The organism is Streptomyces sp. NPDC059850, from assembly GCF_042731515.1.
Lineage (GTDB): Bacteria > Actinomycetota > Actinomycetes > Streptomycetales > Streptomycetaceae > Streptomyces.
Genome location: NZ_JBHWJI010000029.1, coordinates 40,943 through 58,141, shown reverse-complemented (window position 1 = coordinate 58,141; position 17,199 = coordinate 40,943). Strand labels below are relative to the sequence as shown.

The 17,199-nt window shown below is 71.8% G+C and carries 15 protein-coding genes; 7 read left to right on the top strand and 8 right to left on the bottom strand.

Annotated features, from left to right (window positions below; all coding sequences use genetic code 11):
• Positions 1–7: 7 nt before the first annotated feature.
• Genes ACFV9T_RS23870 through ACFV9T_RS23860 form a run of 3 tightly spaced genes read right to left on the bottom strand, consistent with a single transcriptional unit; the run spans position 8 to position 2,373 of the window.
• A complete protein-coding gene (locus ACFV9T_RS23870; RefSeq protein WP_385443641.1) occupies positions 8–775 on the bottom strand; it encodes an enoyl-CoA hydratase/isomerase family protein in 768 nt (255 codons plus the stop codon).
• Complete coding sequence (locus ACFV9T_RS23865) at positions 772–1,224, bottom strand: Zn-ribbon domain-containing OB-fold protein (protein WP_385443639.1); 453 nt, start codon at positions 1,222–1,224, stop codon at positions 772–774. The genes ACFV9T_RS23870 and ACFV9T_RS23865 overlap by 4 nt, the downstream gene beginning before the upstream one ends.
• A gap of 3 nt (positions 1,225–1,227) precedes the next feature.
• Complete coding sequence (locus ACFV9T_RS23860; protein WP_385443637.1) at positions 1,228–2,373, bottom strand: lipid-transfer protein; 1,146 nt, start codon at positions 2,371–2,373, stop codon at positions 1,228–1,230.
• Between the two features lie 101 nt (positions 2,374–2,474).
• Here ACFV9T_RS23860 and ACFV9T_RS23855 point away from each other — a divergent pair, with 101 nt between their 5' ends.
• Entirely contained in the window at positions 2,475–4,076 is a 1,602-nt protein-coding gene (locus ACFV9T_RS23855; protein ID WP_385443636.1) for a FadD3 family acyl-CoA ligase, read from the top strand.
• A 66-nt stretch (positions 4,077–4,142) separates the two neighbouring features.
• Here ACFV9T_RS23855 and ACFV9T_RS23850 read toward each other — a convergent pair whose 3' ends face one another.
• The 3 genes from ACFV9T_RS23850 to ACFV9T_RS23840 all read right to left on the bottom strand — a co-directional run bounded on the left by ACFV9T_RS23850 (position 4,143) and on the right by ACFV9T_RS23840 (position 7,993).
• On the bottom strand, positions 4,143–4,361 hold the full coding sequence (locus ACFV9T_RS23850; protein ID WP_385443634.1) for a hypothetical protein: 219 nt from the start codon (positions 4,359–4,361) through the stop codon (positions 4,143–4,145).
• Between the two features lie 249 nt (positions 4,362–4,610).
• Positions 4,611–4,862: a hypothetical protein gene (locus tag ACFV9T_RS23845; protein WP_385443633.1), complete on the bottom strand. Its 252-nt coding sequence runs from the start codon at positions 4,860–4,862 to the stop codon at positions 4,611–4,613.
• Between the two features lie 200 nt (positions 4,863–5,062).
• Positions 5,063–7,993: a BTAD domain-containing putative transcriptional regulator gene (locus ACFV9T_RS23840; RefSeq protein WP_385443631.1), complete on the bottom strand. Its 2,931-nt coding sequence runs from the start codon at positions 7,991–7,993 to the stop codon at positions 5,063–5,065.
• A 323-nt stretch (positions 7,994–8,316) separates the two neighbouring features.
• Here ACFV9T_RS23840 and ACFV9T_RS23835 point away from each other — a divergent pair, with 323 nt between their 5' ends.
• Complete coding sequence (locus ACFV9T_RS23835; RefSeq protein ID WP_385443629.1) at positions 8,317–9,543, top strand: amidohydrolase family protein; 1,227 nt, start codon at positions 8,317–8,319, stop codon at positions 9,541–9,543.
• A gap of 217 nt (positions 9,544–9,760) precedes the next feature.
• Here the strand turns inward: ACFV9T_RS23835 and ACFV9T_RS23830 are convergent, their stop codons facing one another.
• Entirely contained in the window at positions 9,761–10,756 is a 996-nt protein-coding gene (locus ACFV9T_RS23830; RefSeq protein WP_385443628.1) for an AraC family transcriptional regulator, read from the bottom strand.
• A gap of 157 nt (positions 10,757–10,913) precedes the next feature.
• Between ACFV9T_RS23830 and ACFV9T_RS23825 the strand changes: the two genes are divergently transcribed.
• The 5 genes from ACFV9T_RS23825 to ACFV9T_RS23805 all read left to right on the top strand — a co-directional run bounded on the left by ACFV9T_RS23825 (position 10,914) and on the right by ACFV9T_RS23805 (position 16,609).
• The gene (locus ACFV9T_RS23825) at positions 10,914–11,861 is read left to right on the top strand and encodes an LLM class F420-dependent oxidoreductase (protein WP_385443626.1); all 948 of its coding nucleotides are present in this window, start codon (positions 10,914–10,916) and stop codon (positions 11,859–11,861) included.
• Between the two features lie 49 nt (positions 11,862–11,910).
• Positions 11,911–12,705, top strand: coding sequence for an SDR family NAD(P)-dependent oxidoreductase (locus tag ACFV9T_RS23820; protein ID WP_385443625.1), 795 nt, complete (start codon positions 11,911–11,913; stop codon positions 12,703–12,705).
• A 134-nt stretch (positions 12,706–12,839) separates the two neighbouring features.
• The gene (locus tag ACFV9T_RS23815) at positions 12,840–13,967 is read left to right on the top strand and encodes an LLM class flavin-dependent oxidoreductase (RefSeq protein WP_385443623.1); all 1,128 of its coding nucleotides are present in this window, start codon (positions 12,840–12,842) and stop codon (positions 13,965–13,967) included.
• 139 nt (positions 13,968–14,106) lie between these two features.
• A complete protein-coding gene (locus ACFV9T_RS23810) occupies positions 14,107–15,849 on the top strand; it encodes an amidohydrolase family protein (protein WP_385443621.1) in 1,743 nt (580 codons plus the stop codon).
• Positions 15,842–16,609 (top strand): SDR family oxidoreductase, encoded by a 768-nt coding sequence (locus ACFV9T_RS23805; RefSeq protein ID WP_385443620.1) that lies wholly within the window; start codon positions 15,842–15,844, stop codon positions 16,607–16,609. Before ACFV9T_RS23810 ends, ACFV9T_RS23805 begins: the two co-directional genes overlap by 8 nt.
• Here the strand turns inward: ACFV9T_RS23805 and ACFV9T_RS23800 are convergent.
• Positions 16,599–17,171, bottom strand: coding sequence for a DUF4232 domain-containing protein (locus ACFV9T_RS23800; RefSeq protein WP_385443619.1), 573 nt, complete (start codon positions 17,169–17,171; stop codon positions 16,599–16,601). The genes ACFV9T_RS23805 and ACFV9T_RS23800 overlap by 11 nt on opposite strands.
• Positions 17,172–17,199: the final 28 nt, after the last annotated feature.

Genomic DNA, 17,199 nt, shown 5'->3' with positions numbered 1-17,199 from the left:
CGCCGACTCACCGCGTACGGAAGCCGGGCGTGCGGGCCGCGAAGAGCGCGGCCTGCGCGTCCGGCGGCAGGTTCCCCAGGGTGATCAGCTCCGGGGCCCGGGCGAGCGCCTGGGACAGCGCCGCCTCCTTGGCCGCCCACAGCGCCCGTACGGTGCCCTGGACCGCCTCCGTGGGGTATGCCGCGATGACCGCTGCGGCCCGTACCGCCGCGGCCACCGCCTCGCCCGGCGGCACCACCTCGCTGACCAGCCCCGTCTCATAGGCCCGCCCGGCCGAGACCCGCTCGGCGGTCCCCATCAGCGCCATCCGCGCGACCTCCCCGGCGGGCATGCGCTGCGCCATGTAGACGGCCTCGTACGCGCTGACCATCCCGTAGGAGGTGTGCGGGTCGAAGAAGGTGGCGGTCTCGTCGGCGACGATGAACTCGGCCTCGCCCAGCAGATAGAACGCCCCGCCGCACGCCATCCCGCCCACCGCCGCCACGACCGGCTTCCACAGGTCGTTCGCCTTGGGCCCGATGTCCCGCAGGGGATCGTCCATCGCGTACGGGGACGGCGGCTGCGGGACGGTCACCGTGCGGTCGATCCCGGTGCAGAACGCCCGCTCGCCCGCCCCGGTGAGCACCACCGCCCGCACCGACTCGTCCCGGCGCAGCTCCCGCCATACGGAGGCCAGTTCGGCGGCGGTCGCCAGGTCGATGGCGTTGTGGCGCTCGGGCCGGTCCAGGGTGACGACCGCGACCCCGTCGTCCCGGATCTCCTTCGTGACCGTCATGGCCGCTCCAGCAGCCAGCGCACCACCGTGGGCCCGCCCGGAAGGGGGTGGAAGACGGCCCGTACGGGCGCGCCGATGCGTATCCGCGCCGGGTCGACGGAGTTGAGCGCGGCGCCGGGGGAGTCGACCAGGTTGCCCACCAGCCGGATCCGGGGGGCCTCGGCCAGCTCGACGAGGATCACGTTGTACGGGGCCTGGGCCGCGTAGGCGGGCAGCAGGGGCGGATGCGGCAGGACGTACGACCAGATCCGGCCACGCCCGCTCGTCCTCGTCCACAGGCTGTCGAAGGACTGGCAGTGCGGGCAGCAGGGCCGGGGCGGGAAGCGCGGTTCGCCGCAGCCGGTGCAGGTCTGGACGCGCAGCTCCCCGCGCGCCGCGTAGTCGAAGAAGGGGGCGCCGTCCTCGTCGGGTACGGGCCGGAGCAGCTCCAGCGGTGGTTCGGTGGTCATGGGTCAACTCCTCAGCAGCAGGGCTGATGTGGGAACCCCTTCGCCCGCCGTGACCAGGCAGGTCCGGGCGTCGGGGACCTGGGCGGTGCTGGTTCCGCGCAGCTGTCTGACCCCCTCGGTGATGAGGTTGAAGCCGTGCACATACGCCTCGCTCAGCCCGCCGCCGCCCGTGTTGAGCGGCAGTCGCCCGCCGACCTCCAGTGCGCCGCCCTCCGTGAACGCGGCGCCCTCGCCGCGCCCGCAGAAGCCGTAGCCCTCCAGGGACAGCGGGATCAGCGGGGTGAACGCGTCGTAGATCTGCGCCACGTTCACGTCCTGCGGGCCGAAGTCGGCGGTTTTCCACAGGTGTCGGGCGGCGGTCCAGGCGGGCCCGGTCAGTGGGTCGTCGTTCCAGTAGTTGACCATCCCGTGGTGCTGGGCGGGCAGCCCCTGGGCGGCGGAGTGGACGTACACGGGCGGGCGGGCGCAGTCGCGGGCCCGCTCGGCGGAGACGACGACGCAGGCCAGCGCGCCGTCCGTCTCCAGGCAGTTGTCGAACAGGCACAGGGGTTCGCTGATCCAGCGGGCGGTCATGTACATCTCGCGGGTCAGCGGGCGTTCGTACATCATCGCGGCGGGGTTCTGGTTGGCGCGGTTGCGGCAGGCCAGCGCGACGTTGAAGAAGTGGTCGCGGGTGGCGCCGTACTCGTGCATATAGCGCCGCGCGAGCAGCCCGATCTCGTCGGCGGGCCGCAGCAGTCCGTACGGCCGGGTCCACTGGGCGGGGGTGGGCAGCTGGACGCGGGTGTTGGACCAGGGCCGGGGCCCGCTGCCGCGCTTACGGGAGCGCCAGGCCACCCCGACGCCCGCCTGCCCGGTGGCGATCGCGGCGGCCAGATGCGCGACGGTCGCGCAGGAACCGCCGCCTCCGTAGCCGACCTTGCTGAAGAACGTGACGTCGCCCGCGCCGATCGCCTTGGCGACCTCGACCTCGTCGGTCTCCTCCATGGTGTACGAGGCGAAGGCGTCCACCTCGGAGGGGGCGATTCCGGCGTCGTCGAGGGCGGCCAGGATCGCCCGGCAGGCGAGGGCCTTCTCGGATTCGGGGAGGCGTTTGGCGAACGGGGTCTGGCCGATACCGACGATCGCCGTCGCGTCCTTCAGGCCCATGGCCACCTCCGTACGTCGCGGTCACCGGTGCTGACAGCGGGGAAGGCTACCGCTAATCTGACGGACAGTCAGCTAGTGGGATCCGGGTGCGGAGGCGTCTCATGGCTCAGTGGCAGACCATCCCGGCGCTGATACGCGACGCGGCGCGGGCTTACGGCGAGGCGACGGAGGCCGTTGTCGAGGGCCGCGCGCGGATCTCGTACGCCGAACTCGGCGCCCGTATCGAACGCGCCGCGGCCGCCTGCGTCGCCTCCGGCGTCGAGCGCGGCGACCGGGTCGCGATCTGGGCGCCCAACACCACCGACTGGATCGTGGCGGCCCTCGGCGCGGTCACCGCGGGCGGCGTCCTCGTCCCGGTCAACACCCGCTTCAAGGGCGCCGAGGCGGCGTACGTCCTGCGGCGCACCCGGGCCACCCACCTGTTCATCACCGGCACCTTCCTGGGCGCCTCCTACGTGGCGGCGCTGCGGCGGGCGGCGGAGCAGGGGCCCGGCCAGGGGGTTCCGCTGCCGGGGCTGCCGTATCTGCGCGAGGTGATCGTCCTCGCCGGGGACGCGCCCGACGACTTCCGCACCTGGAAGGACTTCCTGGCGGCGGGCGAGTCCGTACCGCCGGACGCCGTACGGGCCCGGGCCGACTCCGTACGCCCGTCCGACCCCTCCGACATCACCTTCACCTCCGGCACCACGGGCGACCCCAAGGGCGTGGTCATCACGCATGGGCAGACGCTGCGGGTCTACGACACCTGGAGCGAGGTGACGGGGCTGGCGCACGGGGACCGCTATCTCATCGTCAACCCCTTCTTCCACACCTTCGGTTACAAGGCGGGCGTCCTCGCCTGTCTGACGCGCGGCGCGACGATGGTGCCGCAGCCGGTCTTCGACGCGGACACCGCGCTCGCCCGCATCGCCGCCGAGCGCGTCAGCGTGCTGCCCGGGCCGCCGACGCTGCACCAGGCGATCCTCGACCACCCGGCGCGCGACGCCCACGACCTGTCCACGCTGCGCCTGGTCGTCACCGGCGCCGCCGTCGTCCCGCTGGAGCTGGTGGAGCGGCTGCGCTCCGAACTGCGCGTCGCCACCGTGCTGACGGCGTACGGACTGACGGAGGCGTCCGGCACCGTCACCATGTGCCGCCGGGGCGATCCGCCGGAGACCATCGCCGCCACCTCCGGCCGCGCCATCCCGGACACCGAGGTCAAGGTGGTGAGCCCGCTGGGCGGCCCGCGCCCGCCGGGCACCCCCGGCGAGGTGCTGGTCCGTGGCTTCCATGTGATGCGCGGCTACTTCGAGGACCCGGTCGCCACCGCCCGCGCCATCACGCCGGACGGCTGGCTGCGGACAGGTGACATCGGTGTCCTCGACGCGGAGGGCAATCTGCGGATCACCGACCGGATCAAGGACATGTTCATCGTCGGGGGCTTCAACGCCTATCCCGCCGAGATCGAGCAACTCCTCGCCCGTCACCCGGACATCGCCGATGTCGCCGTCGTCGGCGTCCCGGACGCCCGCCTCGGCGAGGTCGCCAAGGCGTACGCGGTCCGCCGCCCGGACTCCGCCGTGACGGCCGACGGCCTGATCGCCTGGGCGCGCCGCGAGATGGCCAACTACAAGGTGCCGCGCCAGGTCGAGTTCCTGCCGGAACTGCCGCGCAACGCGAGCGGCAAGGTCCTCAAGCGCAGCCTGCGGGGGCGTGCGCGCTGAACACGGCGACGTGGGGCCGAGCCGCTATGGCTGGGCCCCACGTCGTGGTCCGTCCGGAACCGATCGTCAGCGACCGGCCTCGCTCGTCCCGAAGGCCGGAGCCAGCGGGGCGGGGCTGTCCGGGTGGTTCTCCTGAACGACCGGGTTCGCGCTGTCCGGGAAGTGGTCCTGAACGACCGTGCGCGCGTTGTCCGGGTGGTTCTCGGCCATCGCCGGGGCCGCCGTGCCCGCGGCGAGGGCGGCCGTAAAGGCTATGGCGAGGACAGCCTTGGTGGAGCGAGTCATGTCAGGACCTCCGTGACGAGCAAAAGGTGGTAATCGCTGGTTCATATCCCAGCCGGTGAAAAATGGTGCAATTGTTCGACGCTCTGTCTTGAAGCGATCGAAGATTGGCGCGACCAGAGGCATTGGCAGCTCGCTGATGCCGGAGACCGGCCGGCGGTGGCTTCCCCTCCGTGCCGCCGTGGCCGGTCCCCGTTCTCCCCGTTCTCCCCGTTCTCCCCGCGTCCCCCGTGGGGTTGTGACCGGGATGTGCTACGCGGTGGTGCTGTCCGGGTGGTTGTCCATGGTGGTCACCGGAGCCGGGCTGTCCGGGTGGTTGTCCGCCGTGACGGCCTTGGCCTTCTTGGTCGTGCTGTCCGGGTGGTTGTCCATGGTGGTCAGCGGCGACGGGCTGTCCGGATGGTTGTCCATCGTGGTGAGGGTCGCGCTGTCCGGATGGTTGTCGAGCGGCCGGAAGGCGTCAGACGTGGGCTTCTTGTCCTGGCTCAACAGGATCAACTCCATCGGGCTCGGTTCATTGGGGTGCACAACGCCCGTCCGGCGACTCCCCCGTGGGTCGCCGGACGGGCACGCAAGGCCGCTCACCCTAACGAGGCAAGAAGTGGCCTCTTCACCGACCCGTCTGCCCCCCGCGGGGACGGATCGACAGCAATAAGACTGCCGGTCCGTGATAAACGATTGATGAACGTCCTGAACCAGGACCGCTACGCCACCACCGAGGGCTTCAACAGCCCGCGCACCTCGTCCGCGTGGGTCGTGTCGCCCAGCTGTTCGTAGATGGTCAGGGCGTCCTGCCAGCAGGCCCGGGCCCGGTCCGTCTGGCCCATCAGGTCCAGGGCCTGGCCGAGGACCTTGAGCACCGTGCCGCGGCGGAACTCGCCGCCGACGAAGCGCAGCGCGAGGGCCTGTTCGGCGTGGAGGGCGGCTTCCCTCGGCCGGTGGGCGGACAGGTGGACCTCGGCGAGCCGTGCGTGGGTGGAGCCTTCCCACAGCCGCTGCCGGTTCTCGCGGAACAGTTCGAGGGCGCTGGTCAGCTGCTCCAGTGCCTCGGCGTGGCGGTCCGCGTGGTGGAGCGCGATGCCCAGGGCGAACTTGCCGTTCGCCACCCGCAGGGAGAGGCCCAGGCCGCTGTAGATCTCGATGCCCTGGGAGGCGAGGTCGATGGCGCTGTCGGTCAGGTCCATCGCGGCGTGCGCCCGGGAGACGTTGCACAGCGCCCCGGCGATCCCGGGGAGGTTGTCATCGGCCTGGAAGGCCGACAGCGCCCGGCGGAAGTGGTCCTCGGCGTCCTGGTAGCGACCCTGGTACAGCGCGATGATCCCGCGGTCGTTGGGCGCCTCACAGCCGGGGACGGGGTCGTCGTCGGCGAGGTCGATGGCCTGCCGTGCCTCCGCGTCGGCCCGGTCGAACTTGCTGGCCATCCGGTACATGTGGGTCAGCATCATGCGGGCACGGGCTTCCGCGTGGGTGTCCCGCGCGGCGACCGCGGCCTCGCACACGGTGCGGGCGGCGACTTCGTACTGGTACGAGTTGGCGCCCGACTCGCCGACATCCTTCGTGGCCAGCAGGAGATCGGCCGCGCGCCGCAGCGTGTCCCCCGTCGCCGACTGCTGGATGCAGGCCAGCAGGCAGTGCGCCTCGGTGAAGATCCAGTCGAGCGCGGCCGCCGGGTCCTGGAAGTCCAGCCCCGGGTAGCGTGTCGGCTCCAGGTGGTCGACCAGCCGGTCCCCGGGGCGGGCCAGGGCGAAGACGCGGGCCGCGGAGGCCAGGTAGAAGTCCAGCAGCCGGGACAGCGCCGCGTCGCGCTCGGCGGGCGGCATCTCGTCCCGTTCCGCGCAGGCGCGCGCGAAGAGCCGGACGAGGTCGTGGAAGCGGTAGCGGCCGGGGGAGGCGGACTCCAGGAGGCTGGTGTCGACCAGGCCCTCCAGCAGGTCCTCCGCGTCGTCGACGTCCATGTCGAGCACGGCCGTCGCCGCGGCGAGCGAGATGTCCGGCCCGTCGGCCAGGCCCAGCAGCCGGAACGCGCGGGCCTGCTGCGGCTCCAGCTGGCCGTAGCCGAGTTCGAACGTGGCCTTGACCGCGAGGTCACCCGCGCGCAGCTCGTCCAGCCGCCGCCGCTCGTCGCCGAGCTTGCCCGCCAGGGCGGAGACGGTCCAGGTGCGGCGGGAGGCCAGCCGGGAGGCGGCGATACGGATGGCCAGCGGCAGGAAGCCACAGGCCGCTACGACGTCCATGGCGGCGTCCCGCTCGGAGCCGACCCGCTCCTCGCCGACGATGCGGGTGAACAGGACGAGCGCCTCTTCGGGGCTCATCACGTCGAGGTCGACCAGGTGGGCGCTCTCCAGGTCGACCATCCGGTGGCGGCTGGTGATCAGTGCCGCGCAGCCCGGGGTGCCGGGCAGCAGGGGGCGCACCTGGGCGGCGTCGCGGGCGTTGTCCAGCAGCGTCAGGACGCGGCGGCCGTCCAGGAGGGAGCGGAAGAGCGCGGAGCGCTCCTCGACGCCGTCCGGGATGGCGTTGTCGGCGGTGCCCAGGGCGCGCAGGAAGGAGCCCAGCACCGCGCCGGGGTCGGCGACCAGGGGGCCGGAGCCCTGCAGGTCGACGTAGAGCTGGCCGTCCGGGAACTGGTGGCGCGCGGCGTGCGCGACGTGCACGGCCAGGGTGGTCTTGCCGACGCCGCCGATGCCCGCGACCGCTGACACGGCCATGACACGCCCTTCGGCGGTGGCGAGCTGGTCGCTCAGCTCCTTGATGAAGGGGGCCCGCCCGGTGAAGTCCGAGACCGTCGCGGGCAGCTGGGCGGGGCGTACGAAGCTCGCGGTGCCGCCGCTCGGCTCGTCGGCGGCGTGCGCGGCGACCGCCAGCTCCGCGTCGGCCTCCAGGATCCGCTGGTGCAGCGCGGACAGTTCGGGGCGCGGGTCCACGCCCAGCTCGTCGGCGAGCAGCCGCCGGGTGTCGGCGTAGACGGCCAGCGCCTCCGCCTGCCGCCCGCTGCGGTACAGCGCCAGCATCAGCAGCTCCCGCAGCCGCTCGCGCAGCGGGTACGAGGCGGTCAGCGCGGTCAGTTCGGAGACCGCCTCGGAGTGGTGGCCCAGCTCCAGGTCCAGGTCGAGCCGGGTCTCGATCAGGGAGCGGTGCCACTCGTCGAGGCGAGTGCGCTGGGTCTCCGCGTACGGGCCCGGCACTCCGGCCAGCGGTTCGCCGTCCCACAGGTCGAGGACCCGGTTGAACAGGTCGCGCGCCCGGGTGCGGTCCCCGGAGTGCTGCGCCTTCTCCGCCTCGGCCGTCAGCTGCTCGGCCACATCGGTGTCCAGGGCGGCCAGGCCGATCCGGATCGCGTAGCCCCCCGACTCGCTCACCAGGATCTCCGAGTCCGGCCCGAACGCCTTGCGCAGCCGCGAGGCGTACGTGCGCAGCGCGGCGATCGCGGCCTCCGGCGGCTCGGTGCCCCACAGGCCGTCGACCAGCTCGGGCGCGGTCGCGGTGCGCCCGCCGCGCAGCAGCAGCGCGGCGAGCAGGGCGCGCTGCTGCGGCGAACCGGTGCTGATCTGCTCGTCGCCCCGCCAGGCCCGGACAGGGCCCAGCACGGTGAAGTACAAGTGCTGTCCCGGCACTCGCTCCCTTTCGCCGTCCATGGTCTCCCCCTCGCCTGTCCTTCCCCGTCGCACGGGCCAGTTTGCCTTGTCAACGCCTTCCGCGTCAGTAGGGCCCCCGCGTCCTCCACAAGCCCGCCATAGTTGTCCGAAGTGCCCATGGTGTGTGGCGCGGTGTATGCGTTGCCACGGTGATCGCTGGGGCGCGGGAGAACGCGCGGCGACGATGCGGGGAAGCCGCGGCGAACCCGCTTCCGACAACAAGGCGAACCTGTCTCGCGATAACTGCCGTTCCCGATAACAGCCATCCCCGATAACAGCCCCGATAACTGACACTCCGTCAGATCGGCGCTACCGTGAACGGCATGGAGAGCTTCCCGAAGATCATCTCGGTGGACGACCACACGGTTGAGCCCCCTCACGTCTGGCGGGACCGCCTCCCGTCGAAGTACCACGACATCGGTCCGCGCATCGTCCGGGCGCCGGTGAAGGAGATGACCTTCATCGGCGGCAAGTTCGCCCCCAAGATGGGCGCGCCCGGCGACGACGGGCCGATCGCCGACTGGTGGGTGTACGAGGATCTGCACCGCCCGCTGACCCGGCTCGACACCGCCGTCGGCTACGCCCGCGACGAGGTCCGGCTGGAGGCCATCACGTACGAGCAGATGCGGCCCGGCTCCTACGCGGTGCCCGACCGGCTGGCCGACATGGACGTCAACCACGTCCAGTCCGCGCTCTGCTTCCCGACCTTCCCCCGCTTCTGCGGGCAGACCTTCACCGAGGCGTCCGACCGCGAGCTGGGGCTGCTCGGGGTGCGCGCGTACAACGACTGGATGGTGGAGGAGTGGTGCGGCCCCGAGGCGCGCGGCCGCCTCATACCGCTGATCATCATCCCGCTGTGGGACCCGGAGCTGGCCGCCGCCGAGGTGCGGCGCAACGCCGCGCGCGGGGTGCGCGCCGTCTGCTTCTCGGAGATCCCGCCGAACCTCGGGCTCCCCTCCATCCACACCGACGCCTGGGACCCCTTCTTCGCGGCGTGCGACGAGACCGGCACGGTCATCGCCATGCACATCGGCTCGTCGTCCAAGATGCCCTCGACCTCCGCCGACGCGCCCCCGGCGGTCGGTTCCACCATCACCTTCGCCAACTGCTGCTTCTCGATGGTCGACTGGCTGATGAGCGGCACGTTCGAGCGCTTCCCCAACCTCAAGATCATGTACGCGGAGGGCCAGATCGGCTGGATCCCGTACATCCTGGAGCGCGCCGACGTGGTCTGGGAGGAGAACCGGGGCTGGGGCGGCGTCGCGGACAAGGTGCTGCGCCCGCCGTCCGAGCTGTTCGCCGAGCACGTCTACGGCTGCTTCTTCGACGACGCGTTCGGGCTGCGGAACCTCGACGCGATCGGGGTGGGCAACGTCCTGTACGAGACGGACTACCCGCACTCCGACTCGACCTGGCCGAAGTCCCGCGAGGTCGGCGAGGCGCAGATGGGGCACCTGGCGCCGGACGTGGTGGAGCGGATCGTCCGGGGCAACGCGATCGAGCTGCTGGGGCTCACCGCCGAGGGGCTCTGGCCCGGACCGGGGGCCTGAGCCCCGGGTCGCCACACGGCGGGCGGTTCACTCAGGACCAAGGAAGAGGCCACTGTCGGTCAATGACACCCGTGCGGCACTACGGCACGCTGGAGGCACGGCGTCCCGCTCTGTCGGGGGGAGCGCGGGCCAGCTGCTGGCCTGCGGACGCTGTCCGTGTGTGCCGGACGTCACGGGGGTGCGTCCGGCACACACGGACCTAGGGGGTGTCATCGGATCAGGCCGGGAGCCCGGCCTGATCCGGAAGACACCCCCCGAGCGCCAGCTGCCGGTAGTCGCTCGGCGGCATGCCGTACGCGGCGCGGAAGGCGCGGCTGAAGACGGCGGCGTGGGCGAAGCCCTGGCGGGCGGCGATCTCGTGGAGCGGGGCGGTGGCCAGCCCGGGGTCGGCGAGGTCCCGCCGGGCGCGGTCCAGGCGCTGCTGCCGGATCCACCGGGAGACGGTGGTGTCCTGGGCGCGGAAGATCCGGTGCAGATAGCTGACGGAGATGTGGTGCGCGGCGGCGACATCGGCCGGGGTCAGCTCCGGGTCGTGCAGATTCCGCTGGATGAAGTTCTGCACCCGCAGGATCAGGGTGTGCCGGTGGGTTTCGGGCGCCAGGGCGCTCTCGGCCTCGATGGTGTGGGCGAGCAGGCTGGCCGCGAGGTCGATCAGCACGGTCCCCAGGCGCGGCCCGTCGGAGGGGCGGTACGTGCCGTTGTCCGAGGCCAGCCGGGTGAGGAAGCCGCCCAGCAGGGCGCCGATCCCCTCGTGTCCGGGGATGGGGCGGGCGAGCAGCGGGTCGATCCGGTCGCCGGGGAGGGGGATCAGCGCCTTCGGTATCTCCAGGCCCACCCCGATGGGGGCGTCGCCGTACGCCACGCATTCGTAGGGGCGTGAGGTGTCGACGACGTACAGGCCGTTCTGGCCGTACGCGGTCTCCTGGCGGGCCTGGGAGACCTGGAGGTTCCCCCGCTGGAGGAACGAGAAGTGGTACAGCTCGGGATCCGACTGCCGGATCAGCTTCGGCGTCCGCCGGAAGCGCATCGGGTGGAACTTCGTGGGCCACACATGGGCGGCGCCGAGTTCGAGGACGCGTGCCTCGCCCTGGAAGTCGCGGGTGTGGTCACTGCTCATTTCCATGGGCGCGATGAGGTTCGTCATCTGCTCGCGCCAGTAGTCGAACCGGTCCGCCTTGGGGAGGTCGTCGCACCGGAACACTGTCTCGATCATTTTTGCCCTCATGCGGGGAAGGACGCGCGCGGCCCTCGGCGGCCTTGGGGGGAGGCCTGGGGTTCGCGTCAGTCGTACGATAACACCGGCCTTGTCTGATGGACCGTCAGGTATGACGATGGCGGTCCACCGCGGTCCACCGACAAGGAGGCCCGGCATGCGCGTCCTGCCCCGGGGCCGGTTGAGCTACGGCATGCAGCTGCCCATCCAGTCACAGAGCACCCTCTACGCCGAACCGTGGGAGGAGGCCGCCGGTCCGGCCGACCTCGTGGCCATCGCCCGCGCCGCCGACCGGTACGGCTTCGCCTACGTCGCCGTCTGCGACCACGTCGCGATCCCGAGGCGGCTGGCCGATGCCATGGGCACCGTCTGGTACGACCCGGTCGCCACCCTCGGCTATCTGGCCGCCGCCACCGAGCGGGTGCGGCTGCTCAGCCATGTCGCCGTCGCCGCGCTCCGGCACCCCCTGCTCACCGCCAAGCAGTACGCGACGCTCGACCACCTCTCCGGCGGGCGGCTGATCCTCGGGGTCGGCGCCGGGCACGTACGCGAGGAGTTCGACGCGCTCGGCGTCGACTTCGACGCGCGCGGGCCGCTGCTCGACGAGACGGTCGACGCGCTGAAGGCGGCGCTGGGGCCGCAGGAGTACGCCGACTTCCACGGTGAGTACTTCGCGTATCGAGACCTCGGCCAGGCCCCGCGCCCCGCCCAGACGCCGCGCCCCCCGCTGTGGGTGGGCGGCTCGTCGCCCGCCGCGCTGCGCCGGGCGGCGGTGCGCGGCGACGGCTGGCTGCCGCAGGGCGATCCGCGCGACCGGCTCCCCGCCCAGATCGCCCGGCTGCGCGCGCTGCGCGAGGCGGCGGGTGTCGGGGAGCCCGCCGAGATCGGCGCCATCGCCGAGCCGCTGTACGTAGGCGACCCGTCCTGGCGCGTGGGGCGGCGCACGCTCACCGGGGAGCCGGAGCGACTGGCCGAGTCGCTGCGCGCGTACGCGGCCATGGGCGTGGACCAGATCCAGGTGCGGTTCCGCAGCCGCAGCCGCGCCGAACTGACCGATCAGATGGCCGCCTTCGCGGCCGGTGTCGCTCCCCATCTCAACCCTTGACCCGAACCGTTGACCCGAACCCTTGACTCCAACCCTTGAGGAGATCGCCATGGGCAAGCTGGACGGACGCGTCGTGATCGTCACGGGCGCGGCGCGCGGGCAGGGCGAGCAGGAGGCGCGGCTGTTCGCCGCCGAGGGCGCGAAGGTGGTGCTCGCGGACGTCCTCGACGAGCAGGGCGCGGCCGTCGCCAAGGAGCTGGGGGAGGAGTCCGCCGCGTACGTCCACCTGGATGTGAGCCGCGAGGACGACTGGGCGGCCGCCGTGGCGTTCGCGAAAGAGACCTTCGGCACGGTAAGCGGGCTGGTCAACAACGCGGGCATCCTCCGCTTCAACGAGCTGACCAGCACGCCGCTGGAGGAGTACCTGACCGTCGTCCAGGTCAACCAGGTCGGCGCGTTCCTCGGCATGCGCGCGGTCGCGCCCGAGCTGGCGGCGGCGGGCGGCGGCACGATCGTCAACACCGCCTCGTACGTCGCCCTCTCCGGTATGGCCCTGCTGACCTCGTACGCCGCCACCAAGGCGGCCATCGTCGGGATGACCCGGGTGGCCGCGATGGAGCTGGCGGGCAAGGGGATCCGGGTCAACGCGGTGTGCCCCGGCGCGGTCGACACCCCCATGAGCAACCCGGCCCGTCTCGACCCGGCGGCGGAGGCGACGGATGTCGCCGAGGCGTCGGACGCGGTGAACGGCCTCTACCGCAAGCTGATCCCGATGGGCCGCATCGGCCGCCCCGAGGAGGTCGCCCGGCTGGCGCTCTTCCTCACCTCGGACGACTCGTCGTACATCACCGGCCAGCCGATCGTCGCCGACGGCGGCTGGCTGAGCGGTGTCTCGGTCTTCTGAAAGCGTCTGTCTGAAGCGTCCTTCTGAGGCGTCGATCTGAAGCCTGGCCCTTGACGGTCCACCCTCCCGGTGCCATGGTTCGGAATCGAATCTGACGGTACGTCAGATTCTTGTGACTGGAGGCGGTGAACCCCTTGGAATTCGGACTGTTCGTACAGGGATACGTGCCGGAGCGCCGACGCCGCACCGACCCCGAGGCCGAGCACCACGCCCTCATCGAGGAGACCGAGTACGTCATCCAGGCCGACCGGTCCGGCTTCAAGTACGCGTGGGCCTCCGAGCACCACTTCCTGGAGGAGTACTCCCACCTCTCCGCGAACGACGTCTTCCTCGGCTACCTCGCCCACGCCACCGAGCGCATCCACCTCGGCTCCGGCATCTTCAACCCCCTCCCGCAGGTCAACCACCCCGTCAAGGTCGCCGAGAAGGTGGCCATGCTCGACCACCTCTCCGGCGGCCGGTTCGAGTTCGGGTCGGGGCGCGGGGCAGGCAGCCACGAGATCCTGGGGTTCATCCCGGGCGTCACCGACATGAACCACACCAAGGAGATCTGGGAAGAGACCATCGGCGAGTTCGCCAAGATGTGGCTCCAGGACGAGTACCCGGGCTTCCAGGGCAAGCACTGGTCGCTCCCGCCCCGCAAGGTGCTGCCCAAGCCGTACGGCACCGGCCACCCGGCCATGTGGTACGCGGCCGGGTCCCCGTCCTCGTACGCGATGGCGGGCCGCAAGGGCCTCGGTGTCCTCGGCTTCTCCGTCCAGAAGGTCTCCGACATGGAGTGGGTCCTCGACTCCTACAAGAACGCCGTCAAGGACGCCGAACCGGTCGGCGGCTTCGTCAACGACAACGTCATGGTGACCTCGACCGCGATCTGCGCCGAGACCCACGCCAAGGCGGTCGAGATCGCCCTCGGCGGCGGCCTCAACTACCTCCAGTCGCTCCTCTTCCGCTACCACGACACGTTCCCGCGCCCGGACGGCATCCCGGAGTGGCCCGAGCTCCTCCCCGACTACACCGAGGAGATCATCGAGCTGCTCATCGCCGAGGAGCTGATGATCTGCGGCGACCCGGACGAGGTCTTCCAGCAGTGCAAGCGGTGGGAACAGGCCGGGGCCGATCAGCTCTCCTTCGGGCTGCCGATCGGCATCGGCTACGAGGACACCCTGAACACCATCAAGCTCATCGGCGAGCACGTCATCCCGAAGATCGACACCGACCCGGTGCACCGCACGACCCGCTTCCGCCGGACAGCGAACAGCTGACGGATAGCAGCTGACAGATATCAGCTGACAGGTGACAGCGATCAGGTGACGGATAGCAGCTGACAGGTGGCAGCGAACAGCTGACAGATATCAGTTGTTGTCAGGCAGCTAACGGCAGGCGTCAGAAGGGACCCCACCCGTGCTCGACCACCTCATCAAGGGCGCGACCGTCGTGGACGGCACGGGCGCCCCCTCGTACACCGCCGACGTCGGCCTGCGGGACGGACGGATCGCGGCCATCGCCGAGCCGGGATCCGTCACCGAACCGGCCCGCACCAGCGAGGACGCGACCGGTCTCGTCCTGGCCCCCGGCTTCGTCGACCCGCACACCCACTACGACGCGCAGCTCTTCTGGGATCCGTACGCCACCCCCTCCATGAACCACGGCGTCACCACCATCGCGGGCGGCAACTGCGGCTTCACCCTCGCTCCGCTCAACCCCGAGCGCCCCGCCGACGCCGACTACACACGGCGCATGATGAGCCGGGTCGAGGGCATGTCGCTCGTCGCCCTGGAGGAGGGCGCGCCCTGGAACTGGCACAGCTTCGGCGAATACCTCGACGCCCTGGAGGGGCGCATCGCCGTCAACGCGGGCTTCATGGTGGGGCACTGCGCGCTGCGCCGCCACGTCATGGGCCCCGACGCGATCGGCGGCCGCCCCACCCCCGCCCAGCTGGAGCGGATGGTGCGGCTGCTGCGCGAGGCGATGGACGCGGGGGCGTGGGGGCTGTCCACCACCCAGTCCTCCACCCACGCCGACGGGGACGGGCAGCCGGTCGCCTCCCGGCACGCGGGGCCCGACGAACTCCTCGCCCTCTGCCGGGCCGTCGGCGAGCACGAGGGCACCCAGATCGAGGCCATCGTGGCGGGCTGCCTCGACCGGTTCGCGGACGAGGAGATCGACCTGCTGGTGGAGATGAGCGCCGCCGCCGGACGCCCCCTCAACTGGAACGTCCTGACCATCGACGCCGCCGTGCCGGAGCGCGTGCCGCGTCAGCTGGAGGCCAGCGAACGGGCCCGTAAGGCGGGCGCCCGCATCGTCGCCCTCACCATGCCGATCCTCACTCCCATGAACATGTCGCTCGGCACGTTCTGCGCGCTCAACCTCATCCCCGGCTGGGGCGACATCCTGGGCCTGCCCATCCCGGAGCGCATCGCCAAGCTCCGCGACGGCGCCGTACGTTCGGAGATGCTGCGCCGCGCGACCAGCCCCGAGGCCGGGGTCTTCCGCCGCCTCGCCGACTTCGAGCGGTACGTCATCGGCGATACGTACAGCGAGGCCAACGCCGGGCTCACCGGCCGCGTCGTCCGCGACATCGCCGCCGAGCGCGGACAGGACGCCTTCCACACCCTGGTGGAGATCTGCGCGGCCGACGAGATGCGTACGGTCCTGTGGCCGATGCCGACCGACAACGACCCGGCCAGCTGGGAGCTGCGGCGGCAGACCTGGGAGCACGAGGACGTCATGCTGGGCGGCTCCGACGCGGGCGCCCATCTGGACCGCATGTGCGGCGCCCCGTACACCACGCGCTTCCTCGGCGACTGTCTGCGCGGCCGGAAGCTGCTCCCCCTGGAGCGGGCCGTCCGGATGCTCACCGACGACCCGGCCCGGCTGTTCGGGCTGCGCGACCGGGGCCGTATCACCGAGAGCTACCACGCCGACCTCGTCCTCTTCGACCCCGAACGGATCGACGCGGGACAGGCGAAGCTCGTCCACGACCTCCCCGGCGACAGCCCCCGCCTGGACTCCCGGGCGACGGGCGTGGTGAGCGTCCGGGTCGGCGGCGTCGAGACGATCCGCGACGACGAGATCACCGGCGCGATCCCGGGCCGGGTGCTGCGCTCGGGCCGCGACACCCGCAGCGTGTCGACGCGTGGCTGAACCGGTGCGGCGCGCCGCCCTGGTCACGGGCGCCTCGCGCGGCATCGGCCTGGCCGTGGCGGCGGCGCTGGCGGCGGACGGGGTGGCGGTGTGCCTGACGGCACGGGACGCGGACGGCCTCACCGAGGCCGTCCGCGCCCTGGGCCCGCACGCGATCGCCTGCCAGGGGGACGTGGCGGACGCGTCGCACGTCGAGGCGGCCGTGGGGCGCACGGTCGCCGCCTTCGGCCGCCTCGACATCCTCGTCAACAACGCCGCCACCAACGCCCCGCTGGGGCCGCTGATCGACGCCGACCCGCTCGCCTGGCGCCGGGCCTTCACGGTCAACGTGGAGGCCCCGCTGCGGCTGACCCAGGCTGCCTGGCACGCCTGGATGCGTGACCACGGCGGTGCGGTGGTCAACATCTGCACCGAGGGCACCCATGGCGTGGGCCCGGGCGTCGGTGCCTACGGCGCCAGCAAGACCGCCCTGCTGCGCCTCACCCGCCAGCTCGCCGCCGAACTCGCCCCGTCCGTCCGCGTCAACGCGGTCTCCCCGGGGCTGACCCGTACCGAGATGGCCCGCTTCGTCTGGGAGCCCGACGAACCGTCGATCGCCGCCACCCTCCCGCTGGGCCGCATCGGCGAACCGGAGGACGTGGCCCGCGCGGTGCGCTGGCTCGTCTCCGACGAGGCGTCCTGGATCACCGGCACGGACCTGGTGGTGGACGGCGGTCGCCGCGTCCGGGCGGCCTACCGCCCGCCCGGTGCTACCAGATGATGGCGTCGTCCAGGTTCTGCTGCCAGTAGGTGACCTTGAGGGAGTCGTCGATCCAGACGCCCTTGGCGGGCAGCGCCGGGCGGGCGGCCGAGGGGACGTCCTCGTCGGCGGTGCGGCCCTGGAACCAGACGGTGAGGGACTTCTCGGTGTGGCCGTTCCCGCCGCTGCCGTCGGCGGCCGACAGGTTCACCGAGGCGTAGCCGGACTCCTTCGGCGCGAGCGTGACGACGGCCTGCGGCTTCGACTCCTCGATGACCGGCGGCACCGACTGGGCCTCGCCGAACTGGACGGCCGGGTACTGGTACAGGTTGCAGGGGACCTTGCCGGTGTTGGTGACCGTCAGCAGCATGTGGTTGATGGGGCGGTTCAGGAGCGTCGCGACCGTCTTGGTGTTGGACCCCTGGCAGGTGACGGTTGCCTTGGCCTTCGCCGCCCCCGCGGCCCGCGCGCCCTCGGCGTGGGCCATCGCTCCGCTGCCGAACGCGGCCAGGGAGAACGCGGCGACCGCGACGGACGCGGCGGCGGTCCGGACACGGGTGCGGGAGTTGCGGATGCTCGACATATGGGTGAGCCCTTTCGGCGGTGCGGTG